The following is a 22,857-nucleotide window of genomic DNA, read 5'->3' as shown; positions in this document are numbered from 1 at the left end:
CACAGGGTTAACGCCTCTTCGTTTTTTCTGTTACACTTCTTCTCCCCAAAAAAGAAAAACCCTCGTAAGGGTCATGTAATTCTAACCATATAGACTGATTCGGGTTCAAATATTGCTGGCCGCAACAATATAGGAGTATAAAGATGCTCATGGAGGATTTGGGGAATAAAGTGGTTATCCCTCCCCGTCCAAGCAAACGCACGCTGGACTTGGGTGTAAGGTACACACCTGAGTTCTCCTGCCTGCCGCTAAAAATTCTTATGGGCACCTACCTGGAAACTATCGAAATGGGCGCGGATACTATTTATACCTCGGGCGGCTCCGGTCCTTGCAGGGCGGGTGAGTATGCAATGCTGCACCATAAAATACTTCAAGACATTGGTTATAACGTAAGAATGGTTGTTATTGAATCACCGAATCAGTTTCCTTTTAAATTTTTAAAAAGCATATGGGAGCTTAACCAGGCCCGCCTTTCGATTAAAGCTGTCATTGCCTGCATCAAACGCTGGTGGCGTAAACAGATAGCTCTCGACAACATTGAAAAGCTGTCCCATGTTATTCGGCCCCGTGAAATTAACCGTGGAATGACAACCAAAGTATACCGGGAGGTCTTGGACTGGATCGAGAAGGCTTATACGACGGAACAGGTTGTGGAAGCTGAAGCGGCAGCTACGGATGCCCTGCGATCTATACCGCAGGATAGCGAAAGGGATGTTTTACGCATCGGCCTGGTCGGTGAAGTATATGTGCTGATAGAACCGTCCAGCAACCATGAAATTGAGGAGATGCTTGGCAATCTTGGTGTAGAAGTGAACCGCGAAATGTATCTGACCGGGTGGATTGCCGATAATGCGTGGAAGGAGTCCTTCGAAGGTGTGACGGCAAGGGACGCGGCTGCGCAGTACCTGCCTGAAGTGATTGGCGGCCATGCGCAAGATACCATAGGTCAAACCATTCTTTGTGCCAAGAAAGGTTTTGACGGGGTTATCCAGTTGGCGCCTTTTAGTTGTATACCTGAAATAGTAGCGCGTACTATACTTACTAAAGTAAGCTCGGACTGGGATATTCCTGTGCTGACATTTTTTCTGGATGAGCAAACCGGTAAAGCGGGAATGGCGACAAGAATGGAAGCCTTTGTCGACCTCTTAAGATTCAGGAAAAGAAAGCGATTAATTAAGGCAGCTAGATAATAATAGGGATGATTAAAATACTTTACATGTTAGGATACAGATATTATGGAAACTAATAACATTCCGGACAAATTTGCTTCAGTACAACAGCTATACCGGGAATTAAACGCTATCATAGAATCTTCTTTTGACGGGTTGATGATTACCGACCTTAAGGGTAGGATTACCAGAATTAATCAGTCGCTTGCTCGTATATGCGGATTAGATGCATCGCATATTGAGGGTAAATATGCTAATAACTTATTTAAGGACGGTATCCTTCTGTGCGAGCCTATTACGGTCAAAGCACTGAGGGGAAAACGCACAGTAACTGGTGTGCAGAAACTCCATAATGGTAAAGAAGTGATGGTTACCGGCAATCCTGTTTTTGACGATAAGGGAAATGTTACCAGAGTAGTCACTAACATTCGCGACATTACAGAGCTTAACCGGTTGCAAGAAGAAGTCAAGGTATCAAAATTGCTGGCCACACGCTACCAGACGGAAGTTACTAATTTTATGGCCGAATGCTTGCGAAAAGATAAAATAATCGCGGAAAGTCCAGGGATGGTTAAGGCGCTTAATCTTGTTGTGCGAGCGGCCAGGACTGATGTAACCGTCCTGATATTAGGCGAATCCGGCGTGGGAAAAGAAGTTATTGCCCGGGTGATTCACAATGCCAGCCAAAGGTTGTGCACGGGCAGTTTTATTAAAATAAATTGCGGCGCCATCCCGGAAAGTCTATTGGAGTCCGAACTGTTTGGCTATGAACCGGGAGCGTTTACCGGCGCCAATCCGAAAGGAAAGCCGGGCATGTTTGAAATCGCAGACCGTGGCACCTTGCTATTGGACGAGATCAGCGATTTGCCCTTGAATTTACAGGTAAAATTGTTGCGTGTTCTACAGGAGCAGGAGGTTTACCGTATCGGGGCTACCAGGTCTATTAAGCTGGATGTGCGGATTATCGCTTCTACTAACCGTAATATTGAGGAACAGGTTCAGGAGGGGAGTTTTCGGGAAGATCTGTTTTACCGGTTAAATGTTTTGCCTATTGAAATCCCTCCTTTAAGAGAGCGCAAAGAAGATATTTTACCGCTAACAAAGCATTTTATTAACCTATACAATGAAAAGTACGGTGTGGAAAGACGGCTTGCTCCGCAAGCAATACCCATCTTAGAGGAGTATCATTGGCCGGGTAATGTCCGGGAGTTGCAAAACGTGTTGGAGAGGTTGCTGGTCATGTCCGATGAAGAAGTGATACCGTCATCGCAGGTTCAGAATGAGTTAACGAAGAATAGAGCCAAATATAAATCACCGGTTAGTGTCAATGAACTAATACCGCTTAAAGATGCGAAAGAGATCCTGGAAAAACAATTGATTGCGATGGCGTTCGAATGCTGCCCGTCTGCCCGTAAAGTCGCCGAGGTATTGGGACTCGACCACTCCAATATTGTTCGCAAAGCAGCCAAGTACGGTATTAGGCGGTAGTTATATGAAACGATTGGCAGGCGGTAATAAATAATGGTGCAAAATAACACCGTTCGGTGTAACTTTGCACCATTATTTATTATAAATATCATTACCTATGTTTGGCCTTGATATTTATTTCCATTCATCTTTCAAGGAATATAGCTACCGTTTACTGAAAAGTATAACTATTCAATATTGGCACTAAATTTGCAGTATGCTTATTAAAGGAGAAAATGATCTATGATTTAAGGAGGGTCGTCTCAAATGTTGCCTGACATTGATTACAAAAAATTAACCGCGCCGGAATCCATCGCTTTGGTTGGAGTTACCAGACGCACCGGCACAGGAAGTATTAACCCGCTGGAAGTATTGCTCAAATGGAGCTGCCGGGGGAGGATTTACCCGGTCAACCGACAGGGAGGATTAATATTGGGGCGCCAAGCTTACACTTCCCTCCTGGACGTGCCGGAAATACCCGATCTGGCGGTTATTTGCGCGCCGCGTGACGCAGTGCCGGAGCTTTTCGGGCAGTGTGCCGCCAAAGGGGTTAAAATTGTCATTATCACAGCCCAGGGCTTTTTCGACGGAGATGAGCGGGGCAGGTTGATGCAGGAGGAGCTGCTTGACGTGGCAGCAAAAAACAGCATCAGGGTGCTCGGGCCAAACACCCTTGGAATTGTCAACAATTTTAATAATTTTTGCACCTCTTTTATAAATTTTATAAACCCAGTTAAACCGATAGGAATTACTTGTCAAACGGGCACTTTCTATTTAGGCTGTTAAACCCAGGCAAACTCCCGCCGGGAAAATTCTTGCCGGCAAAGCTGCGGGAAACTTGGAGCAAACTGAAGCTTTCAGACTCTTGGAATCTTACGGCATCCCTGTAGTCCGTTGGGAAAAGGCTAAAGACATTGTGGAAGCTGTTTCGCTTGCCGAAAAAATAGGGTATCCGGTTACTATAAAGGTAATTAGCCCGGATATCATCCATAAGTCGGATGTCGGGGGAGTGCGGCTGAATATCGGGAATCCCCAACAACTCTTGAAGAGGCTTTTACAGAAATGCACAGGGAGATACATCGCAGACAAGCTGGCGCAAAAATTGATGGAGTGCTTATTCAGAAGTATCTGCCCAAGGGTACAGAACTGTTAATCGGATGCAAGAGGGATCCCCAATTCGGCCCGGTGCTGGTTTTTGGCACGGGAGGCGTCTTTACCGAGATTCTGAATGATATTTCGTTAAGAATACCTCCTTTGAGCAAGGAAGAATTCTTGAATATGATTAATGAAACAAAGGTAGGTAAAATACTGGCCGGCGCCAGGGGCACCACTGCTGTAAACTTTGATCAATTAACCGATTACCTGGCAAGTTTTGCGCAGTTGGTAATGGGAAATCCATCAATATCGGAGATAGATATAAATCCTTTATTGGCATATGCTGACGGGTTCGTGGCTTTGGACGCCAGGGTCACATTGGGATAATAAAGTCTGGTTAATGCCGGCGTATTTGGAAGATTTGATGTAGGGAGGAGTCTTTTGTTCGTTTAGTTAAAAAAGGAGTTGTTGTATATGCTAAATTTGTTTGCTCCCGCTAAGAAGAACACAGCCATACCGGACGATACTCAGGGTAGGGTGGACTTCACCTCAGCCATAGTTAATTATTCGCTTGTTTTTAACGAGTTTATGGCGCTGTGTGTTTCAATAAAAGTGAAGGAAATTTCCGGGAGTGCCACCGATTTGGCGGCAGCGTGCCAGGAAACGTCGGCTACTGCCGAAGAAACGTCGGCTACCACCCAGCAAATCAGTGCCGGAATGCAACAGGTAAAGGCAGGTGAATCGGAAAATTATAACAGGCTACGCAACCTTAATGATTTGCTAAAGACGCGAGTTCCGTATTAAATAACATGGTTGGCAACGCGACAGAACTTGTGGAACAAATAAAAAGCATTGACAGCATCAGTCAGAGTGTTTCAGAGATAGCTGATAAAACAAATCTATTGTCACTAAATGCGGCAATTGAAGCAGCCCGCGCCGGTGAATACGGCAGAGGATTTTCAGTGGTGGCGGAAGAAGTGCGAAAGCTGGCGGATCAAACAAAAACAGCGGTAAAGGAAGTTAAAAACATATCTGTTCAGATGGATGAAAAAGCCATGGATACCGGTAACGCAGTATCCAATGTCAAGCATATTTTTGAACAGTATATGAATGATACGGTGAAAGTTGCCGAAATTATGAGTACAAATGTAAAACAGGTTGAGCAATCCGCTGACGCGGTAGAGAATATTGCCAGGGCCGCTCAGCAGCAGGCCGTGACCACAGAAGGATTGGTAGGTGTATCCAGTGATTTAGCGGCAGCAGCCAATTTTGCCGACGTCTTCGCGGGAATAACGAGCCGGGTGAATCAAGTGATAATACCTTATTTGAAAAAACCCAAAGAAAATCACATCTTAAGCATCCTCGCCGCCAGGCTTATCGACCATACGAACTTTGTGAAGAGTCTGATAGATAGCTCCGGGAAAGGTTTAAAAGCAGCAAGTTACCGGGAGTGCGCTTTTGGCCGGTGGTATGAAAATGAATACGAGAAATATAAGAACATTAAAGAATATGTGGTCATTCAAGAATTGCACAAAAAGTTTCACGAGGCAGCCGATGTGTTTTTACAGGAGGTTACCCTGATAAAAGCAAAAGGAGTTCTTGATACCTCACGAAGGTTGTTGGATGCTATACTAAAATTGTCTGAAGTAATTTGCTGAATACTTGCCCTGCGGTTTTAATGCGTCATTATTTTTAGGACCTGAAGGTCAAAAGTTTTTCCCTGCTCACTTCAGAATAGTACCCAGGACATTCTTAAATATTAGGGACTATGCGCCTGATCAAAATTTCTTTCAGACAGTTATGCAAGAACCGATAAGTCTGGTTTTACCGGAAGATTTATGTTGTGAAGTGAAATCATATTTTTGAGATTGATGAAAGGTATTAATCAACTGATTTCAAGGAAAAAAATAATTGATTACTGAAAAGTATAACAATTCTAAGTATTGGCACTAAATTTGCAGTATAATACTTGTTGTAGGGGAAAAAGATCCGCGATTAAGGAGGTATTCATAGATGCTGCCTGATAGTGATTACAAAAAATTAACCGCGCCGGAATCTGTCGCTTTTGTTGGAGTTACCAAACGCACCGGCATAGGAAGTATTAACCCGCTGGAGGTATTGCTCAAAAGGGGCTACTGGGGGAGGATTTACCCGGTTAACCGGCAGGGAGGATCAATATTAGGGTACCAGGCTTACACTTCCCTCCTGGACGTGCCGGAAATCCCTGATCTGGCGGTTATTTGCGCGCCGCGTGACGCGGTGCCGGAGCTTTTTGGCCAGTGCGCCGCCAGGGGGGTAAAAATTGTAATTATCACAGCCCAGGGCTTTTTCGACGGAGATGAGCGGGGCAGGCTGATGCAGGAGGAACTTCTTGACATGGCGGCCCAAAACAGCATCAGGGTGCTCGGACCGAATACACTGGGTATTGTTAACAATTACCATAATTTTTGTACCTCATTTATTAATTTTATCAACCCCGTTAAACCGATAGGTATTACTTGTCAAACGGGCACATTTTATTTAGGCGCTTCACAGTTATGCACCGGCATTGGAATCTTAGTTGATACAGGCAACACAACTGATATTGACGTCTCCGATGTGTTAGGACATCTTGCGCGGGATCCCCGTCTCAAAGTAATAAATATACACATGGAGAGCTTGAAAAACGGCACTAAGTTCATGGAGGCGGCTAAAGACGCTGTGCCGCTAACGCCGGTGGTTATTTATAAAACCGGAACCAGTGCCGCCGGTTCAATCGCCGCGAGTTCACACACAGGCTCACTTGCCGGTGAAGACAAAGTATTTGACACTGCTTTCAAACAGTGTGGCTTATTCAGAGCGGCGGACGTAGAAGAAATGATTGACCTTAATAAGGCATTCTGCACGTTTAACGGTATTAAGGGAAACCGGATCGGAATAGTTTCGATATCCGGCGGCGCCGGTGTGATGGCTGTGGATGCCTGCATCCGTTACGGCTTGGAAATAGCCGCGCTGAGCAAAACCACTTTTGAACAATTGAATGAATTGTTTCCGCCATGGGCGCGTTGCGGCAACCCCATGGATATGTGGCCGGCCAGCATGTTTAACGGCTACCAGTATTCCTATCGCCGCATCCTGGAAGCCTTCATGGAAGACCCGCAGGTGGATTCAGTTATCTGCATGACCGGATCATTCTTGGATAAAGAAGAGGACTTTTTGGACGTAACCGGCGTAATCAGGGAGATCGCCGGCAAATATCCGGATAAACCGATAGTTGTTTCCACATGTGGGAATCGCTATCGGGATTATGAACAGGAATTAGAAAAAGACAACAATGTTGTGTATTATTTTTCTCTTGAACGCGCCGCCAGAGCGCTCTCAGCGCTGTATAAATATCACCGGTTGATCAAGAAGAAAGTGTATAGTACGGCCATACCTGTTAGCCCCGGGCAAAATCCCGCCGGGAAAATTCTTGCCGGCAAAGCCGCCGGAAACTTGGAGCAAACTGAAGCCTTAAAACTCCTGGAATCTTGCGGCATCCCGGTGGTCCGCTGGGAAAAGGCAAAAAATATAGAGGAAGCCGTTTCGCTTGCTGAAAAAATAGGATATCCGGTTACTATGAAGGTAATCAGCACGGATATCATCCATAAATCAGATGTCGGGGGTGTGCGGCTGAATATCGGAAACCCTCAACAACTTGAAGAGGCTTTTACAGAAATGCACGGGGAGATACATCGCAGGCAAGCTGGCGCAAAAATTGATGGAGTGCTTATTCAGGAGTATCTGCCCAAGGGAACTGAACTGTTAATCGGATGCAAAAGAGATCCGCAATTCGGACCGGTACTGGCTTTTGGTACGGGAGGCGTCTTTACCGAGATACTGAATGATGTTTCGTTAAGAATACTTCCTTTGAGCAAGGAAGAATTCATGACTATGATTAATGAAACAAAGGCAGGCAAGATACTGGCCGGCGCCAGGGGCACCACTGCGGTAAACTTTGATATGCTAACTGATTGCCTGGCAAGTTTTGCGCAGTTGGTAATGGAAAATCCATCGATATCGGAGATGGATATTAATCCTTTACTGGCTTATGCCGACAGGATCGTTGCTTTGGATGCCAGGGTCACATTAGGTAAAGTAAACTAAAATACTGCAGGTGAAGAATCTTTTAGCGCAAATGTGGCGGGCTTGATCGGACTGGCAGGAAATCGGGTCATGGACGGCGAATAGAAAGGCGGTGTTGGATTTAGACGAAAACGTTGGAGGCGACACAGGATGGACATTTTATCAGCAATAGGAAATACGCCGCTCGTTGAATTAAAAAAGATAAGTACTAACCCGAGAGTGAAGATTTACGGAAAACTGGAAGGCAGCAACCCGGGTGGTTCGGTAAAGGACCGCCCGGCCTATTACATGATAAAAAAAGCGGAAGAATCAGGAGAGCTTACCAGGGGCAAAATTATTCTTGAGCCAACTTCGGGGAACACGGGAATTGCTGTGGCGATGATTAGCGTGGCTAAAGGATACCAGGTAAAACTCATAATGCCGGGTTGCGTCAGTATGGAAAGAAGCAAAACCCTGGAAGCCTTCGGGGCGGAAGTTGTCCTGACTCCGGCCGAGGAAGGAACGGACGGCGCCATCCGGCTGGCCCACCAAATCGTCAACGCTGAGCCTGATATGTACTATATGCCGAACCAGTTTGTTAACGAGAATAATTCTCTTGCTCACTACGAGACTACTGGCCCGGAAATCTACGCGCAGACCGACGGGAAAGTGGATGTATTTGTGGCGGGTATGGGTACTACGGGGACGCTGATGGGAACAGGCCGCTACTTGAAAGAGCGAAAGCCGGGTGTACGGATCATCGGCGCCGAGCCAGTTAAGGGGCATACCATTCAGGGGCTGAAAAATATGGAGGAAGCCATCGTACCGCGGATTTACCATCCTGAGCTGCTGGATGAGAAGATCACCATTAAAGATGAAGAGGCCTTTGAAACAGCCAGGATGTTGGCCACGCGAGAAGGTATTTTCGTTGGTATGTCCAGCGGCGCGTCTGTGGCATGCGCCCTTAAGGTGGCTGAACGTATGGAGTCAGGTGTGATCGTGGCTATCCTGCCGGATCGCGGTGACCGGTACTTAAGCACAACCCTTTTCATGTCTATTTGCGCCAAGTGTTCCCCCTAAAATTATAGAACAATTAATGGCATGATATTGCCATCTTTTATATATAACCCATACTTATAAAAAGTGGTTATGCTCGTCTGATTTTAGCACAAATGTATTGCCGGATAAGTTAAAAAGCCTACCCGATAATATAGGGTAGGTTTTTCTATTATAATACGTATGTTTCAGTTTGAACAAACTAGTATAGATTTACTGATCGGAGGTATGGGGATGGTTGATAAACGTATAAGAATCCTGGCGAAAAACCTGGTAAATTATTCTTGTGATTTGCAGGTTGATGAAAAAGTTCTCATTGAGGCGGTAGGGCTTGAAACCCCGCTGGTCAAGGAATTGGTGCGGGAAGTGTACCGTGCCGGCGGGGTGCCGTTTGTTACCATTAAAGATGCCTCGGTGGAGAGGGCCATACTGCTGGGGGCCACAGAAAAACAAATGAAAAGCAGGGCGCAATACGAGGCAGACCGGATGAGAGAGATGGATGCTTATATCGGTATCCGTTCCGGGAACAACTTCGCGGAGATGTCCGACGTCCCGGCGGAAAAAATGTACCTGTACAACAAGCATTTCTGGAATGAGGTGCATGGGAGGATCCGGGTGTCGGGGACCAAGTGGGTGGTCCTGCGCTACCCTTCGCCTCCTATGGCCCAATTAGCCGATATGAGCACGGAGGCCTTTGAGGATTTTTACTTCCAGGTCTGCAACCTGGACTATTCTAAAATGGACGCGGCCATGGATCCCCTAATAGAACTGATGGAGAATAGCGACCAAGTGCGGATTGTGGGGAAGGGGACCGAACTGACATTTTCCATTAAATCATTACCGGCCGTCAAGTGCGCCGGCAGGCGAAACATTCCCGACGGGGAAGTTTACACCGCTCCGGTCAGGGACTCTGTGAACGGTTTTATCACCTACAACACACCGGCTCAGTATCAGGGATTCACCTACGAGAACATCCGGCTTGAGTTCAAGGACGGGAAGATCGTTAACGCTTCGGCAAACGACCCGGAGCGGCTCAACAAAGTGTTGGACACAGACGAGGGAGCGCGCTACATCGGTGAATTCGCACTGGGAGTCAATCCCTACATTAAGAAACCCATGAAAGACACCTTGTTCGATGAAAAAATAGCCGGTTCCATCCATTTTACCCCGGGTAGCGCTTACGAGCGGTGTTTCAACGGGAACAGGTCGGCTATCCACTGGGACTTGGTCTGTATTCAGACACCGGAATACGGTGGCGGGGAAATTTATTTCGACGACGTTCTCATCAGGAAAGATGGGTTCTTCGTACTGCCGGAAATAGAGGGGTTGAACCCCGACAATTTAAGATTAAAATAGAAGTGGTTGTTAATTTAATTGATGGCATAATGGAAATTTATTTACCATAAAAATAAAAATTACAAGTCAAAGGATTTGATGAAGCTAATTAATTATACAATTAGTTGATTAGTACCGCGGAGGAATCGTAATGAAAGAAGTCAGGGCTTTTAATATAGTTGAGTGTCAGGGTACGCTTTATGATATCGGCAGGCAGTATGGTGAAGCCTGTAAAGATAATATCTTAGAGTCAGTAGAAATAAATTTTTTAAGTTTATGTCATAATCTCCAGATCGGCAAGAGTGAAATCGTCGGTAACGCTATGAAGTTTTTCCCCAAGGCTAAAGAATTCGACCCTGATGTCATAGATTTCATTAAAGGTGAATCCGAAGGGGCAGGCATAACTTTTGAAGAAGCATTTACCCTTAGATGTGTTTTAGATTTAACATTTTACTACGGAACGATAACAGGGATGTGCACTTCATTCGCGGTTACCGGCGGGGCCACGAAGAATGGCAAGACTATTCTGGGGCAGAATGTCGATTGGGTTCCTGGTTTCCCCATGGATCTATTAAAAATAAAATATGAAGATGGATTAGAACAACTTGTGCTTTCTTTTGGGGGAGTATACGAATACACTTTGAATTCAGCCGGGTTTGGCATAAGTGAAAATTTAAATTTAGGCCCTTCACAAGAACATGTAGTTGACCTTCCTTGCGGACTTTATCTTCCCAAAGCTATGAGACAGAAAAGTATTAGTGATGCCCTGGGGGTGCTTTGTCAGGCCGCGCGGGGTATTGGATATTATCATTTGGCAAGCGCCGATGGAGAAATCGTCGGCATAGAAAGCGCCTTTGATGATTTCAGCATCCTATATCCGGAAAGGGATATGCTCGTACATTCAAACCATTGTCAAACTGAACGGTTTTATAAAGGCAATCAGATATATATGGTAGCGCCGGACAGCTACTTTCGCGCAAATCACTTAAGAAATATCATGGAACAACATTACGGAGAAATAACCCCGGAATTGATGATGAAATTTCTGGCTGATCATGAAAATCACCCGAATTCCATATGCAGGCATGTAGATGATAATAAATCGCCCCATACACGTTCAAAAACGCTGGCATCAATAGTTATGGTCCCGGAGTAACTAAAGATGTATATAGCATATGGCAATCCTTGCCGGTACGAGTTTGTCGAGTATAAATTGTAGTGGAACTTCCCATATCCTGGCATCATATTATATTATACGTATTAGTATAAATTAACATTTGTTCGGAAGACGGTGATATAATGGATGTTCAAAGTTGCCAGGATATTTTGGAGAATCTCTATGACGGTTTATATATTGTAGACAGGGATAGAAAAATTACCTTTTGGAACAAAGGAGCCGAGAAAATTACCGGTTTCAAAAATGCGGAAGTTGTAGGTTCATATTGTTGGCATAATTTGCTCAAACATGTTGACTGCGAGGGTGTTTCACTTTGTTCAGAAATGTGCCCCTTGGCCAAAACCATCGAAGATGGGGTAATGCGTGAGGCTGAGGTTTTTCTTCGCCATAAAGGGGGGTTTCGGGTTCCAGTTTTTATCCGTGTATCTCCCATCCGGGACTCTGACGGGAAGATCACCGGCGCTATTGAGATCTTTAATGACAATTCCCCTAAAATAGATCTTATCCAACAGATAGATCAACTGCGTGAACTCTCATTGTTGGACCCTCTTACCAGGCTGGCCAACCGGCGTTATGCGGAAATCCATTTACAGGGTAAAATTAAAGAAATGTCCGATTGTGGTTGTCCATTTTTCGGGGTGTTATTTCTAGATATAGATCATTTTAAAAAAGTCAATGATGAACATGGCCACGATGTTGGCGATGAAGTTTTGAAAATGGTGTCGATGACCATAAAAAGAGGAGTTAATGGAAAAGGTCAGGTTTGTCGTTGGGGAGGAGAGGAATTTATCGTTGTGATACCAGCCGGTGATATTTATATGCTCCAATCTGTCGCCGGGAGTTTGCGCGCCCTTGTTGAACAGTCATGTTATTCCGATGGGCGGCATGAAGTATCGGTTACCGTATCTGTCGGGGCTACGATGGCCGTTTCCGGTGACACGGTCGAGAGTGTGGTAAAGAGAGCGGATGCTCTGATGTTCCAGAGCAAAAAAATGGGTAGAAACAGAGTATCAATTTAAACAGCTCTCAGCAGGGTTAAGATACTACCTTATCACTAAGGTTGCCGCCCGCGAATTGACAGTTGTACAGGTCGGCGTAGAAGCCGTCCTTGGCAAGGAGTTCGTTGTGATTACCCTGTTCCACGATGGCACCTTTGTTCATTACCAGGATCAGGTCCGCGTCACGGATTGTTGAAAGTCTGTGAGCAATAACAAAGCTGGTTCTTCCCTTCATTAATCTTGACATGGCTTTTTGAATTAGTACTTCGGTTCTAGTGTCGATGTTGCTGGTGGCCTCATCAAGAATGAGAATCGCCGGGTCGGCAAGAATGGCCCGGGCTATGGTCAGGAGTTGCTTCTGGCCTTGCGAGATATTTGAAGCTTCTTCGTTTAGCACGGTATCATAACCGTCAGGGAGAGTTTTGATGAAGTGATGCGCATTGGCGGCTTTTGCCGCACTGATGACCTCCTCATCGTTAGCTCCTTCGCGGCCGTAAGCAATATTGTCCCTTATAGTTCCGTTAAAGAGCCATGTATCCTGCAGCACCATCCCGAACATCGTGCGTAAATCCCCGCGCGTCATTTCCCTTATATCCACACCGTCGATGGTGATCCTCCCGCCTTGGACCTCATAAAAGCGCATAATCAGATTTACCAGAGTTGTTTTACCCGCTCCGGTCGGCCCGACGATGGCGACGGTATTGCCTTCCTCAATATTTATGCTGAGATCCTCCATGAGCGGATCTTCTTCCTTGTAACCGAACTTTACATGTTCAAATCTGATATTGCCTTTCGGGAACGTTATGACTTTTGCATCCTCCTGATCAGGAATTTGCTCAGCCTCATCCATAATTTCAAATACCCGTTCCGCAGACGCCACTGTAGACTGCAATACGTTGGCTATATTGGCCACCTGGATGATCGGCTGAGTGAACTGCCTTGTGTACTGGATGAACGCCTGGATATCACCAATCTCAATTTTCTTATGAGCCACTAACAGACCGCCTACTACGCATATGGCCACATATCCGACATTATTTACAAAGTTCAAGGCCGGGAAGATAATACCTGACATAAACTGCGCTTTCCATCCGACTCCGTATAGTCTTACGTTTATCTCTTGGAACTTTACTATTGAGTCCTCTTCATGTCCGAATACTTTAACGATCTTATGCCCCGCGTACATTTCCTCGATATGACCGTTGAGTTCACCCAGGCATTTCTGTTGATCCGCGAAAAATTTTTGAGATTTTTTAGTAATTAAAGCGGTGATGAACATGCTTGCCGGGAGGGTTACCAGTGCTATTACAGTCATCACGGGACTGATTGTCAGCATCATGATCAAAATGCCGATCACAGTAACCAAAGACGTGATCAACTGGGTCAGACTTTGCTGAAGCGTTGTCGCAATGTTGTCCATGTCATTCGTCACCCGGCTTAGGATCTCGCCATGAGTGCGCTGGTCGAAATATTTTAGAGGTATATGGTCAAGCTTATCTTTTACGTCGTTGCGCATTTTATAAACAGTGTTTTGAGAAACGCTCGACATGATATAAGCCATCACGTAGCTGCACAGGGCGCTAATCAAGTAAAGCGCGATTAACAGCAGCAGCACTTTTCCTATATATCCAAAGTCAAAGGTCGGTATGGGCTGCTTTTTTAGTCTGCTGATCACCTCAACCGGCATATTCCTCTGGATCGCCGTATATAGCTGGATATAATATTCGTACTTGGCGAGGATCCCGTCAGCAAGTTTGGTTGTCGCCTTCCCCATGATTTTGGGACCCACGATTGAAAAAAGTGTACTGATGATAGCCAGAATGAGCACCGCGATGAAACGGTACTTCTCCGGCCGCAGATAACTTATTAATCTTTTTAACGTTCCTCGAAAATCCTTCGCTTTTTCCACCGGGGGACCCATCATCGGGCCGCGGCCCATAGGACCTGGACGCGCCGGACCGGTTCTTGGTGAATCTTTTCCGTTCATGCTGTCACGCAATCTCCTCTCCTGACAGTTGGGAGGACACAATCTCACGGTATACTGAACATGTGCTCATTAATTCCTTGTGTTTGCCTATGCCTTCAATCCGCCCTTCGTCCAATACGATGATCCTGTCGGCATCCATGACTGTTCCCGCCCTCTGGGCAACAATAATAACGGTGGAAGCAACGGTTTCTTTTTTAAGCGCCGCCCGGAGTTGGGCGTCTGTCTTAAAGTCGAGGGCTGAGAAACTGTCGTCCAAGATATATATCCCGGGCTTTCTGACTAAGGCGCGGGCAATGGAAAGCCTTTGTTTCTGCCCGCCGGATAAATTGGTTCCACCCTGGGAGATCTGCGAATTATAACCTTCTTTCATTTTTGAAATGAACTCACTCGCCTGCGCTACATCCGCTGCGTGGGTTATCTCTTCATCGCTCGCGTCAGTCTTTCCGTAACGGATGTTTTCAGAAACGGTTCCACTGAAAAGGATTGGAGTCTGCGGCACGAACCCGATTTTTGCCCTGAGATCTTTTTGATTCATTTGCCTGACATCCGCGCCGTCAACCAGGACGCTGCCGCTGTCAACATCATAGAATCGCGGTATCAGATTAATCAGGGTGGATTTACCCGAGCCCGTACCACCTATAATCGCTGTAACCTCACCGGGATAGGCAGCGAATGATATGTTTCTAATGGCAGGCATTTCAGCGCCGGGATAGCTGAAAGTGACATCCCGGAATTCCACATAACCTCTCTTGCCATCGGATTCTCCTCCGTGTAACGGATCAACAATTTTAGGCTCCATGTCCAGTACTTCGTTAATCCGCGTGGCTGACGCCTGTGCCCTCGGGACCATGACAAACATAATCGTTACCATGATGATGGAGAACATGACTTGCATCGCGTACTGGAGGAACGCCATCATGTCTCCGACTTGCATTTCGTTTTGACTAATGCGGTGGCCGCCAAACCAGATGATCGCAATAGAGGTAAAATTCATAAGAATGATCATGATCGGCTGTATCGCCGCCATAATTTTATTGACCTTAATCGATGTTTCGGTCAGATCGCGGTTTGCTTTCTCAAAACGTTCATTTTCACTCTTTAGTCTATTGAAAGCGCGGATAACCCTGATACCGGTTAAATTCTCACGGAGTACCAGATTAACTTTATCAAGCTTGACCTGCATTGATTTGAACAAGGGAACGATCACACTGGCAATGCTCGCAATCAAGAGCAACATAACGGGGAGAACCACGGCCAGGATTAAAGTAAGCTGCTTATCCTTGGAAAACGCCATGATGATGCCCCCAACGCACATGATCGGGGCATAGACCATAAATCGTAAACCCATTACTATCAGGGTCTGCACCTGAATAACATCATTAGTTGTTCTGGTAATCAAAGAGGCAGTTCCGATTTTATCAAACTCTTGCAGGGAATAGCTCTCCACGCGTGAAAAAACCTTGTCGCGGATGTCTCTGCCGAAGCCCACCCCGATAATTGACGACAGGTAACTGCCTACTATGGAGCAGAGGCTGCTGCCAAGCGCTACTAGTAGCATATAGCTCCCGTATTTCCAGATGTAACTGCTATTGCCCTTCATCATGCCGTCGTTGACGACATCCGACATAAGTGTCGGGAGATACAGTTCCGCCAGGGACTGGACGAAAAGAAACACTATCACCCAAAATAAGTTCCAAACGTATGGTTTAAAAAATTGGAATAGTCTTAGCATGGATTAAAATCTCCGCTTGGTTTTTGATTAGCCAATTTATTAATTGGCGTTTACCGGCATTTTATCGGTTAGAGTGTTTACGTTTGTAATGGCGACACTCTCACCGGCATTTACACCCATTAGAATTTGAGTGCCCTTGTCGTTCTTTAGCCCGGTTCTGACCACGCGTTTCGAAGCGATATTGTCCTTGATTATAAACACGCAGTTTTCTCCACCGTTTTGTGCCACCGATGATGCCGGGACAACAACTCCGCTTACTTTAGTGTTCATGGAAGCATGGGCCGACAATCCGGCCGTCAGGCTGCCGTTGTTCTTAATAGAAATTTCCACGGGGAAAACTTCGCCCGTACTGACTGCAATAGGCCCGATGCTGGAAATAGATCCTTTGAATTTACTTTCAGGGTAGCTGTCGATCTTAATGTCCATTTCTTGGTTAATCGACAAAAGTGGTAACAAGTCTTGGGTAACTGTGCATTTCATTTTAAGAATTGAAGTGTCTACAATTGATATGACCGGAACGCCTGGCGAGACAACTGTGCCAACATTTACGCTCTGATTGGTTACTATCCCGTCTAACGGACTTCTGATAGTGGCGTTGTCAATCTGTACCTGGAGATTTTTTATATTTGCCTGAGCTGTGTTGATTGCGGCTTGAGCCTGGTTTTGGGCGGGGCCGGATGCATTCTCAGACTGGTTTTTGGCGATATTCAATTTGTCAGTGGTATCGTCCATTTGGCTCTGGGATACCGCGCCCGCCTCGTAAAGGGATTTTGTTCTTTCGTATAGTTTTTGCGCCGCATCCAGGTTTATTTTTGCTAATGAAGCTTGATTTTGCACTGACTGCGCCGCTGCCTCGGCTGACTGCAAACCGGCTTCCGCTTGCATAAGCTGGGCTTTTAACGCTTCCGTATCCAACTGTATAAGGACGTCACCCGCTTTGACGGCGCTGCCGACATTAAAGCCCAGGTTAGTTACCTGCCCTGAAATTTTACTTGATAGATCAACCGTTTGCGCAGGCACCAGGACGCCACTTAGTTCCAGGGTTGTTTCCAATTCCTGATTATCGGCTACCGCCGTCGTTACGGTCGTTGGGTTATTTGTTTTCTGTTCAGCGCATCCGGAGACGGCGAACAATAGAAGCAGCGCCAAGAAAATCGCAAGAGATTTGCTGATTCTTTTATGCATTTATAGAACCTCCTTTCACTGTCTGACATGTATTTTAACTGTCGCGTTCATTCCCAGCATGAGAGTCAGGTCATTAATATTAGTGATGGCTATTTTCACAGGGATTAGCTGTGTGACTTTTGAGAAAGTTCCGCTTGTGTTGAGTGATGGGAATTGACTGAATGCCGACTGCGTAGCCTGACCGATGCTCTCAACATAACCTTCGAAGGACTTGCGGGGATAGGCATCAATCTTTATATCGACTTTTTGACCCGGTTTAATCTTGATAATATCCGTTTCTTCAATGTTTGCCTTAATGTATATGTGTGAAGTGTCAGCCACCGTTGCAATTTCCATGCCGGGTGAAATGACTTCACCTTTAACGACATTAGACTGGACGATCTTGCCGTCGATCGGAGCTTTGATATCCGCTTTCGAGATGATCGAATCCGCCGTGCTGGATAATGTCTGGGGGTTCATCGCAGAACTAGTGACCAACATGCCGACATCTTGCTTTCCAATTACCTGTCCCGCTTTTACATAATCCCCTTCTTTAACGTCCCAGCTTTTTACTTTGCCGGTGACTTCCGGTGTCAGTGTAATAATATCGGAAGTTATTTGGGCGTTTTCCGTGGAGAAGAAGTTAGTGCTTTCATATACGTAGTAGGATATCCCAGTCCCTCCAGCGATAAGGATCAACACTGCCAGTATCAGCAAAACTATTTTTAGTTTCTTCATTCAATAAACCACCTTAAAAGATTTTGAATTCTTGGTACAGCGGCCTGATTATAATCTAGTAAATGCTTTTCATGATCTCATAGGTTCTCTTCAGCATATGCTCCAGTTCATTCAATTCCATTTCGGGAAGCGTTCCAAGCTTTTTGATAAGAGCCAGTTTTATTTCCACCAGTATTTCCTCATACATGTGTCTGCCAATCTCTGTCACCTCTATGCGGACGATCCGCCGGTCTTTTTCATCTGTTTTTCTGGCCAATAAACCGTTGTCGATAAGCTTGTAGACGAGAGGAGTAAGCTGCTGTTTTGATATGTGCATCTCACCGGCCAATTCCGACATTGAAAGAGAGCCGCTCCGCCGCAGCACAGATATCGCATAAAATTGAACGTGGCTTATCCGGGAGCGTGTAATCAGCTCAACCGGCCTGATGAATTTATCACGTATAAAGGCCATAAGTGCCAGGAAGTCACCGGCTACGTTTTCCAATTTACCTATTTATAACACCTCCCATAAATACAAAAGTTGTTAACAATAAAAACATTATATAATAAGTAGGTGTATTGGTAAATATTTATTTACTATTAACCAAAAAAATAATTAACCACTAATAATAATAGCCACTCTTCGTTTCAGGTGTGATGAGTGGCTATCTTTACAATAGTTTCATGTCATGATACATTTCACCATTCATATATGTTAATATATAAGAAAAATATTTAATTGACATAATCACTAATAACATGGAAGCTTTAGCTGTGCGTTGGCGGCTTTTATAGGGAGGAAAGAGGCATGTTAACACAATTGCCAAAAACAGATTTTAATAATAAGCATGATATATCACCGGAAAAACATAAGACAAAAAATATTGAAAAAGAATCATTAAATGAGAAAAATCTTTTACATGATGCTGTTGCCAATTCCGGTTTAGTTTTAACGCCGGCAAATATATTACAACTCCAGCGTATCATCGGTAACCACGCTGTTGCACAGTTCTTGAAACAGCAATTTCTTCAGCCGGTCCAACGAGTTGAATCCATTGATAGCGACTTGCCAATGGAGGACGAAGACGCAGTCCAAATGGCAGGAAGTCAGCGTCAGGATAATAATACCGGTATGCCCGATCATCTTAAAGCAGGTATCGAAACGCTTTCCGGTTTGGATCTTTCGGATGTCCATGTGCACCGCAACTCAGACAAGCCACCGCGGGTAGGGGCCCTCGCGTATACGCAAGGGAGTGATATTTTCATCGCACCCGGACAGGAACAGCATTTGCCGCACGAAGCATGGCACGCGGTACAACAGAAGCAGGGGCGCGTTCAACCGACGACACAGGCGGCAGGACTACTTGTTAACGATGAACCGGAATTGGAAAATGAAGCAGATGTAATGGGAGAGAAGGCGCTTCAAACAAAAATTGAGGCTAATGGCAATGATTTACGCTATCAAAACGCCAATCATTTATTATTGCAGGCAAAGTGGAAAGTAGCAGAATCACCTGTGGAGGAAAAAACTCCTGTTCAAGCTGTATGGACCCTAAATAAAGAAAATGCTGTATTTGTAGAAATGACAAAAGCGGAACAAGATAAATTTGACGAGTTTCAAAATGCGATAAATAATGATGGAATGCACCCGCGGGAAGCAGCTGAGCAGATTGGCGATGCGGAATATGAAAATCTGGGTGGTACCAGGTTTTCGATCCGCTTGTCCAGAGGAGCCCGGGCATATTTTGATGTGGATAATGATAATCAGGTAGTAACCATAGTACGTGTAGGGGATCATAAATTATCCTAGTCATGTAATTATGTATCGATTTTGCCAGCATTTATACTTTCTTGCTGCTGTACTTTTTTCTAATAAGAGAGGCAATAATTTTACCTGCCCCATAGGTGCTAGTGATAGGGAGAATGCCTGAGGCTGTCATAGCGTCACTAATGACGCACAGTAGGAAGCCGCTGGAGCAGTACAGTATTGCTGATCTAAGGATGTTTAGAAAAGATTCTTGAATAGATATTTCCGGGAAACAGCGGCCAAAGTAGGATTCCGGGGGTGGAGAATATTAGTGATGATGGGTTACTTGCCATAAGGTTAATGCCTTCCAAATTACACCCCATGCAACTGTAAGACAAAGCAACCAATCTGTTATCCCGCTCATAGCTATTCTCCTTGCTGTATATTTTTGCTATTAGAATATTCAAAACTTTACAATAAAGTTACATGAGCAAGAAAGAACATCAAGCCTTTTGGGGTACAAAAAGTAACACTAACCGGATGGTTGAGTTTGAAAAAAAATATACCGCCTGATGGCGGAAGGAGAGATTGCTTGTTTTGGAGGATTATTATGTCAACCGGGTTTGATTTATCTTTGTTTAAACCCGGGAATATTTAAAATGTTCCTTTTAATAATAACATTTAATTATTACTGTTTCGTTTCAATTTTATGTGTTTTTTATATTAGTTTTGTGAACATTATGTGAACATTAAAAAATAACCCTATTCTTCTGCGCATGGGATTATAATCCTGTTTATTAATGCAGGTTTTTAATACCTGATTCAGCCGGCTCTCAATTTTATATACTTAAAAAAGATGCTCCTTGGCTGGACGGACAATATGCCGTTTTTGGCAAGGTAATAATGGGAACGGATGTTGTCGACCAGATACAGGCCGGTGATATAATGGATTCTGTTAATGAATAAAGCTGTGTACGGAGAAAATCCGATTAAAAAAGACCGAAAATTAACGGTCTTTTTTAATTGCAAAAACCTCGGCTCTTGCTGTCCGCCCCTGCCACAGCCTCAAGTGATATCCCGAAAAATTTTACAAATCAAAAGCAGGTCATTTCCAAGTCCCCCGTGAGGGTAAAGTATATGTCAGTTTCGTTTATAAAAGTATTGACATTATATGGCATATTAACCTACTACTGAATAAAATAATATACACTCTTTATAGTAAATAAGATTTATTTTATGGGAAGGTTGATTCTACTTGAAACGTTATTGGACCATAAGATTGAGTTTATTGTTGTTTTTTTTATCTTTATCTCTTTATTTCATTCATTATTTAATCTTTAGCGATGCTTATTATATTATTAAACACTTAATTGGGGATCTTGCTTTTTTACCCATTGAAGTTTTATTAGTCACAATAATATTACATAGATTACTGGATGAAAGAGAAAAACGTATTATGCTTAAAAAACTGAATATGGTAATAGGTGCTTTTTTTAGTGAAGTAGGAAACCGGCTTTTAAAAGTTTTCACAGAGTTTGATTCGCATTCACAGGAGCTTGTAAGAAAATTAATTATCGATAACAATTGGTCCAATAAAGATTTTAATAACGCAGGTGTATATATCAAAAATCATAATTATAATATAAAAATTCATTGTGGTAATCTGGAATATTTACACGTTTATTTAATAGAAAAAAGGGGTTTTCTGCTACGCCTTTTAGAAAACCCTAACTTGCTGGAACATGAGTCCTTCTCAGAACTCCTTTGGGCGGTTTTTCACCTGACCGAGGAATTAATTGTCAGACAGAACTTAAGACAGCTATCAAGCGCTGATACCGAACATCTCTCGAATGATATGAAAAGAGCCTATATTTTCTTGATTACAGAATGGTTACAATATATGAAGCATTTGAGCAAAGATTATCCCTATTTATTCTCACTTGCAATAAGAACAAATCCTTATGATCCGAACGCAACACCTGAGATTAAATGAAACCAAACCATTGAGCCAACCATAAGAAACCAAGCCAACGCGAGAAATAGTAGCCAGTAATGATTATGAAGTAGATAGTTCACTGCTTCTCTGTATTAATCTGTCGGAATTTTTGTCAAGGAATAATCTCTTCTGCCATAGAAATTAATGGTAATACTAATAATGGTTTGGAGGAATATGGGGTTTGGACATCACAGGGAGGACATATTATGACTCTATCAAAATCTTTTGCAATAAAAAAAATAGAGAGTTTACTTATTATTTTAGGGTGAAACAAAACAAAGATGGTTCATATAAACTTGGGTATGAACAAGGATGTCAAGCAGTTTTAATTAGGCAATGTAGATGTGAGCCTGAGATGAGAACAAAAATAAAAGAATGTCTACAAAGCTATATAGAGAAGAATTATTCATAAGGACTTTAAGCAGGCCGGCGAAACGCTTCCTGGTTGGCGACCTGGAAGAGAGACCAGCGGCCTGCTTTTTTGAGGGGTAATTGCTAAAGGCGCCCCATTTTTCGTTTATACGAGAACAGCATTTTTAAATGCTTCGATACCTATCCTTTCGATTAACCTGGCTGTCCTTTCTTTAGGGTTGGCGTTGTTTTTATAGTACTCCAGGCACTTCTGGGTCAGTCCACCGCTTGGTCGTCGGTCAGTTATTCGGCAATTACGTCTCCGATGCGCGGTTTTCTTCCAGAGGTGCCGCCGATAATTAATGTCCAGCCTTTCGATTTCCCAAACAGGCCAATATCGCGGACATAACCTTCACCGCAGTTATTCGGGCATCCTGAAACCCCGATTTTTATTTTTCCCGGCATTTTCATACCTACCAGCAGCTTTTCTAATCGCATACCCAAGCCTAGTGAATCTTTCACGCCGAATCTGCAAGTTTCAGTACCCGGGCATGCTTTTACATAATGGACACAAGGACCAACTGCCGGAGCGACATCCATACCCAGATCAGTCCATACATCCTCAATAATTTCAGGTTTCAGTCCAACCATGGCTAGTGTTGCTTCTCACGTAATTTGACGGTGGGATTCTCACCGTCAATGGCGTGAGAGTTGTTTTGCCAATCAGCCAAGCAAGTGAGAAATGTAACGCCACTCACATGGACCGCATATGCCATTCATTGT

Annotated in this window: 20 protein-coding genes and 2 pseudogenes; 16 read left to right on the top strand and 6 right to left on the bottom strand. The window is 44.3% G+C overall.

Features of this window, described 5'->3' with window-relative positions; translation table 11 throughout:
• The first annotated feature begins 137 nt into the window (after nucleotides 1–137).
• From L7E55_RS15655 to L7E55_RS15605, 13 genes and pseudogenes are all read left to right on the top strand, one after another.
• Complete coding sequence (locus tag L7E55_RS15655; RefSeq protein ID WP_476748273.1) at nucleotides 138–1,190, top strand: CoA protein activase; 1,053 nt, start codon at nucleotides 138–140, stop codon at nucleotides 1,188–1,190.
• Nucleotides 1,191–1,235: 45 nt separating this feature from the next.
• Complete coding sequence (locus tag L7E55_RS15650) at nucleotides 1,236–2,657, top strand: sigma-54 interaction domain-containing protein (RefSeq protein ID WP_277445269.1); 1,422 nt, start codon at nucleotides 1,236–1,238, stop codon at nucleotides 2,655–2,657.
• 246 nt (nucleotides 2,658–2,903) lie between these two features.
• Nucleotides 2,904–3,422 carry a CoA-binding protein gene (locus tag L7E55_RS15645; RefSeq protein ID WP_277445268.1) on the top strand — a complete coding sequence of 173 codons (519 nt, stop codon included), beginning with the start codon at nucleotides 2,904–2,906 and terminating at the stop codon, nucleotides 3,420–3,422.
• 52 nt (nucleotides 3,423–3,474) lie between these two features.
• Complete coding sequence (locus tag L7E55_RS17805) at nucleotides 3,475–3,789, top strand: acetate--CoA ligase family protein (protein WP_420852061.1); 315 nt, start codon at nucleotides 3,475–3,477, stop codon at nucleotides 3,787–3,789.
• Nucleotides 3,699–4,118, top strand: coding sequence for an acetate--CoA ligase family protein (locus tag L7E55_RS15640; RefSeq protein ID WP_420852060.1), 420 nt, complete (start codon nucleotides 3,699–3,701; stop codon nucleotides 4,116–4,118). The genes L7E55_RS17805 and L7E55_RS15640 overlap by 91 nt, the downstream gene beginning before the upstream one ends.
• An 87-nt stretch (nucleotides 4,119–4,205) precedes the next feature.
• A complete protein-coding gene (locus L7E55_RS15635; protein ID WP_277445266.1) occupies nucleotides 4,206–4,535 on the top strand; it encodes a hypothetical protein in 330 nt (109 codons plus the stop codon).
• Nucleotides 4,536–4,558: 23 nt separating this feature from the next.
• Nucleotides 4,559–4,900 (top strand): annotated as a pseudogene (locus L7E55_RS17800) (methyl-accepting chemotaxis protein); the annotation flags it as partial.
• A gap of 45 nt (nucleotides 4,901–4,945) precedes the next feature.
• Complete coding sequence (locus L7E55_RS17795) at nucleotides 4,946–5,389, top strand: CZB domain-containing protein (RefSeq protein ID WP_420852063.1); 444 nt, start codon at nucleotides 4,946–4,948, stop codon at nucleotides 5,387–5,389.
• A 355-nt stretch (nucleotides 5,390–5,744) separates the two neighbouring features.
• Nucleotides 5,745–7,856, top strand: coding sequence for an acetate--CoA ligase family protein (locus L7E55_RS15625; RefSeq protein ID WP_277445264.1), 2,112 nt, complete (start codon nucleotides 5,745–5,747; stop codon nucleotides 7,854–7,856).
• A gap of 129 nt (nucleotides 7,857–7,985) precedes the next feature.
• Nucleotides 7,986–8,894: a PLP-dependent cysteine synthase family protein gene (locus tag L7E55_RS15620; protein ID WP_277445263.1), complete on the top strand. Its 909-nt coding sequence runs from the start codon at nucleotides 7,986–7,988 to the stop codon at nucleotides 8,892–8,894.
• A 210-nt stretch (nucleotides 8,895–9,104) separates the two neighbouring features.
• The gene (locus L7E55_RS15615; RefSeq protein WP_277445262.1) at nucleotides 9,105–10,226 is read left to right on the top strand and encodes an aminopeptidase; all 1,122 of its coding nucleotides are present in this window, start codon (nucleotides 9,105–9,107) and stop codon (nucleotides 10,224–10,226) included.
• Nucleotides 10,227–10,356: 130 nt separating this feature from the next.
• A complete protein-coding gene (locus L7E55_RS15610) occupies nucleotides 10,357–11,361 on the top strand; it encodes a C45 family autoproteolytic acyltransferase/hydrolase (protein ID WP_277445261.1) in 1,005 nt (334 codons plus the stop codon).
• 143 nt (nucleotides 11,362–11,504) lie between these two features.
• A complete protein-coding gene (locus L7E55_RS15605) occupies nucleotides 11,505–12,401 on the top strand; it encodes a sensor domain-containing diguanylate cyclase (protein ID WP_277445260.1) in 897 nt (298 codons plus the stop codon).
• 16 nt (nucleotides 12,402–12,417) lie between these two features.
• Here L7E55_RS15605 and L7E55_RS15600 read toward each other — a convergent pair whose 3' ends face one another.
• From L7E55_RS15600 to L7E55_RS15580, 5 genes are read right to left on the bottom strand one after another with little or no spacing between them, the layout of a single operon-like run.
• The gene (locus tag L7E55_RS15600; RefSeq protein ID WP_420852062.1) at nucleotides 12,418–14,367 is read right to left on the bottom strand and encodes an ABC transporter ATP-binding protein; all 1,950 of its coding nucleotides are present in this window, start codon (nucleotides 14,365–14,367) and stop codon (nucleotides 12,418–12,420) included.
• Between the two features lie 4 nt (nucleotides 14,368–14,371).
• Nucleotides 14,372–16,099, bottom strand: a complete 1,728-nt coding sequence (locus tag L7E55_RS15595) for an ABC transporter ATP-binding protein (RefSeq protein WP_277445259.1) — start codon at nucleotides 16,097–16,099, stop codon at nucleotides 14,372–14,374.
• Nucleotides 16,100–16,138: 39 nt separating this feature from the next.
• The gene (locus L7E55_RS15590) at nucleotides 16,139–17,284 is read right to left on the bottom strand and encodes an efflux RND transporter periplasmic adaptor subunit (RefSeq protein WP_277445258.1); all 1,146 of its coding nucleotides are present in this window, start codon (nucleotides 17,282–17,284) and stop codon (nucleotides 16,139–16,141) included.
• Between the two features lie 15 nt (nucleotides 17,285–17,299).
• Entirely contained in the window at nucleotides 17,300–18,001 is a 702-nt protein-coding gene (locus L7E55_RS15585) for an HlyD family secretion protein (protein WP_277445257.1), read from the bottom strand.
• Nucleotides 18,002–18,056: 55 nt separating this feature from the next.
• Nucleotides 18,057–18,485, bottom strand: a complete 429-nt coding sequence (locus tag L7E55_RS15580) for a MarR family winged helix-turn-helix transcriptional regulator (protein WP_277445256.1) — start codon at nucleotides 18,483–18,485, stop codon at nucleotides 18,057–18,059.
• A gap of 303 nt (nucleotides 18,486–18,788) precedes the next feature.
• On the opposite strand from L7E55_RS15580, the gene L7E55_RS15575 reads away from it, so the two are divergent.
• The 3 genes and pseudogenes from L7E55_RS15575 (at nucleotide 18,789) to L7E55_RS15565 (ending at nucleotide 21,720) form a co-directional block, all read left to right on the top strand.
• Nucleotides 18,789–19,790, top strand: a complete 1,002-nt coding sequence (locus L7E55_RS15575) for an eCIS core domain-containing protein (RefSeq protein WP_277445255.1) — start codon at nucleotides 18,789–18,791, stop codon at nucleotides 19,788–19,790.
• A 741-nt stretch (nucleotides 19,791–20,531) separates the two neighbouring features.
• Nucleotides 20,532–20,693: pseudogene (locus tag L7E55_RS15570) on the top strand (peptidylprolyl isomerase); the annotation flags it as partial.
• Between the two features lie 289 nt (nucleotides 20,694–20,982).
• Nucleotides 20,983–21,720 carry a hypothetical protein gene (locus L7E55_RS15565; RefSeq protein WP_277445254.1) on the top strand — a complete coding sequence of 246 codons (738 nt, stop codon included), beginning with the start codon at nucleotides 20,983–20,985 and terminating at the stop codon, nucleotides 21,718–21,720.
• A 657-nt stretch (nucleotides 21,721–22,377) separates the two neighbouring features.
• On the opposite strand, the gene L7E55_RS15560 is transcribed toward L7E55_RS15565, so the two are convergent.
• Nucleotides 22,378–22,725: a hypothetical protein gene (locus L7E55_RS15560; RefSeq protein WP_277445253.1), complete on the bottom strand. Its 348-nt coding sequence runs from the start codon at nucleotides 22,723–22,725 to the stop codon at nucleotides 22,378–22,380.
• Nucleotides 22,726–22,857 lie beyond the last annotated feature (132 nt).

The organism is Pelotomaculum isophthalicicum JI, assembly GCF_029478095.1.
Lineage (GTDB): Bacteria > Bacillota > Desulfotomaculia > Desulfotomaculales > Pelotomaculaceae > Pelotomaculum_D > Pelotomaculum_D isophthalicicum.
This window is presented reverse-complemented; position numbering and strand designations above follow the sequence as displayed.

Coding starts and splice junctions, on each gene's coding strand:
- L7E55_RS15650 (WP_277445269.1), top strand. CDS start 1,236: ATGGAAACTAATAACATTCCGGACAAATTTGCTTCAGTACAACAGCTA.
- L7E55_RS15645 (WP_277445268.1), top strand. CDS start 2,904: ATGTTGCCTGACATTGATTACAAAAAATTAACCGCGCCGGAATCCATC.
- L7E55_RS15640 (WP_420852060.1), top strand. CDS start 3,699: ATGCACAGGGAGATACATCGCAGACAAGCTGGCGCAAAAATTGATGGA.
- L7E55_RS15635 (WP_277445266.1), top strand. CDS start 4,206: ATGCTAAATTTGTTTGCTCCCGCTAAGAAGAACACAGCCATACCGGAC.
- L7E55_RS15625 (WP_277445264.1), top strand. CDS start 5,745: ATGCTGCCTGATAGTGATTACAAAAAATTAACCGCGCCGGAATCTGTC.
- L7E55_RS15620 (WP_277445263.1), top strand. CDS start 7,986: ATGGACATTTTATCAGCAATAGGAAATACGCCGCTCGTTGAATTAAAA.
- L7E55_RS15615 (WP_277445262.1), top strand. CDS start 9,105: ATGGTTGATAAACGTATAAGAATCCTGGCGAAAAACCTGGTAAATTAT.
- L7E55_RS15610 (WP_277445261.1), top strand. CDS start 10,357: ATGAAAGAAGTCAGGGCTTTTAATATAGTTGAGTGTCAGGGTACGCTT.
- L7E55_RS15605 (WP_277445260.1), top strand. CDS start 11,505: ATGGATGTTCAAAGTTGCCAGGATATTTTGGAGAATCTCTATGACGGT.
- L7E55_RS15600 (WP_420852062.1), bottom strand. CDS start 14,367: ATGAACGGAAAAGATTCACCAAGAACCGGTCCGGCGCGTCCAGGTCCT.
- L7E55_RS15595 (WP_277445259.1), bottom strand. CDS start 16,099: ATGCTAAGACTATTCCAATTTTTTAAACCATACGTTTGGAACTTATTT.
- L7E55_RS15590 (WP_277445258.1), bottom strand. CDS start 17,284: ATGCATAAAAGAATCAGCAAATCTCTTGCGATTTTCTTGGCGCTGCTT.
- L7E55_RS15585 (WP_277445257.1), bottom strand. CDS start 18,001: ATGAAGAAACTAAAAATAGTTTTGCTGATACTGGCAGTGTTGATCCTT.
- L7E55_RS15575 (WP_277445255.1), top strand. CDS start 18,789: ATGTTAACACAATTGCCAAAAACAGATTTTAATAATAAGCATGATATA.
- L7E55_RS15560 (WP_277445253.1), bottom strand. CDS start 22,725: ATGGTTGGACTGAAACCTGAAATTATTGAGGATGTATGGACTGATCTG.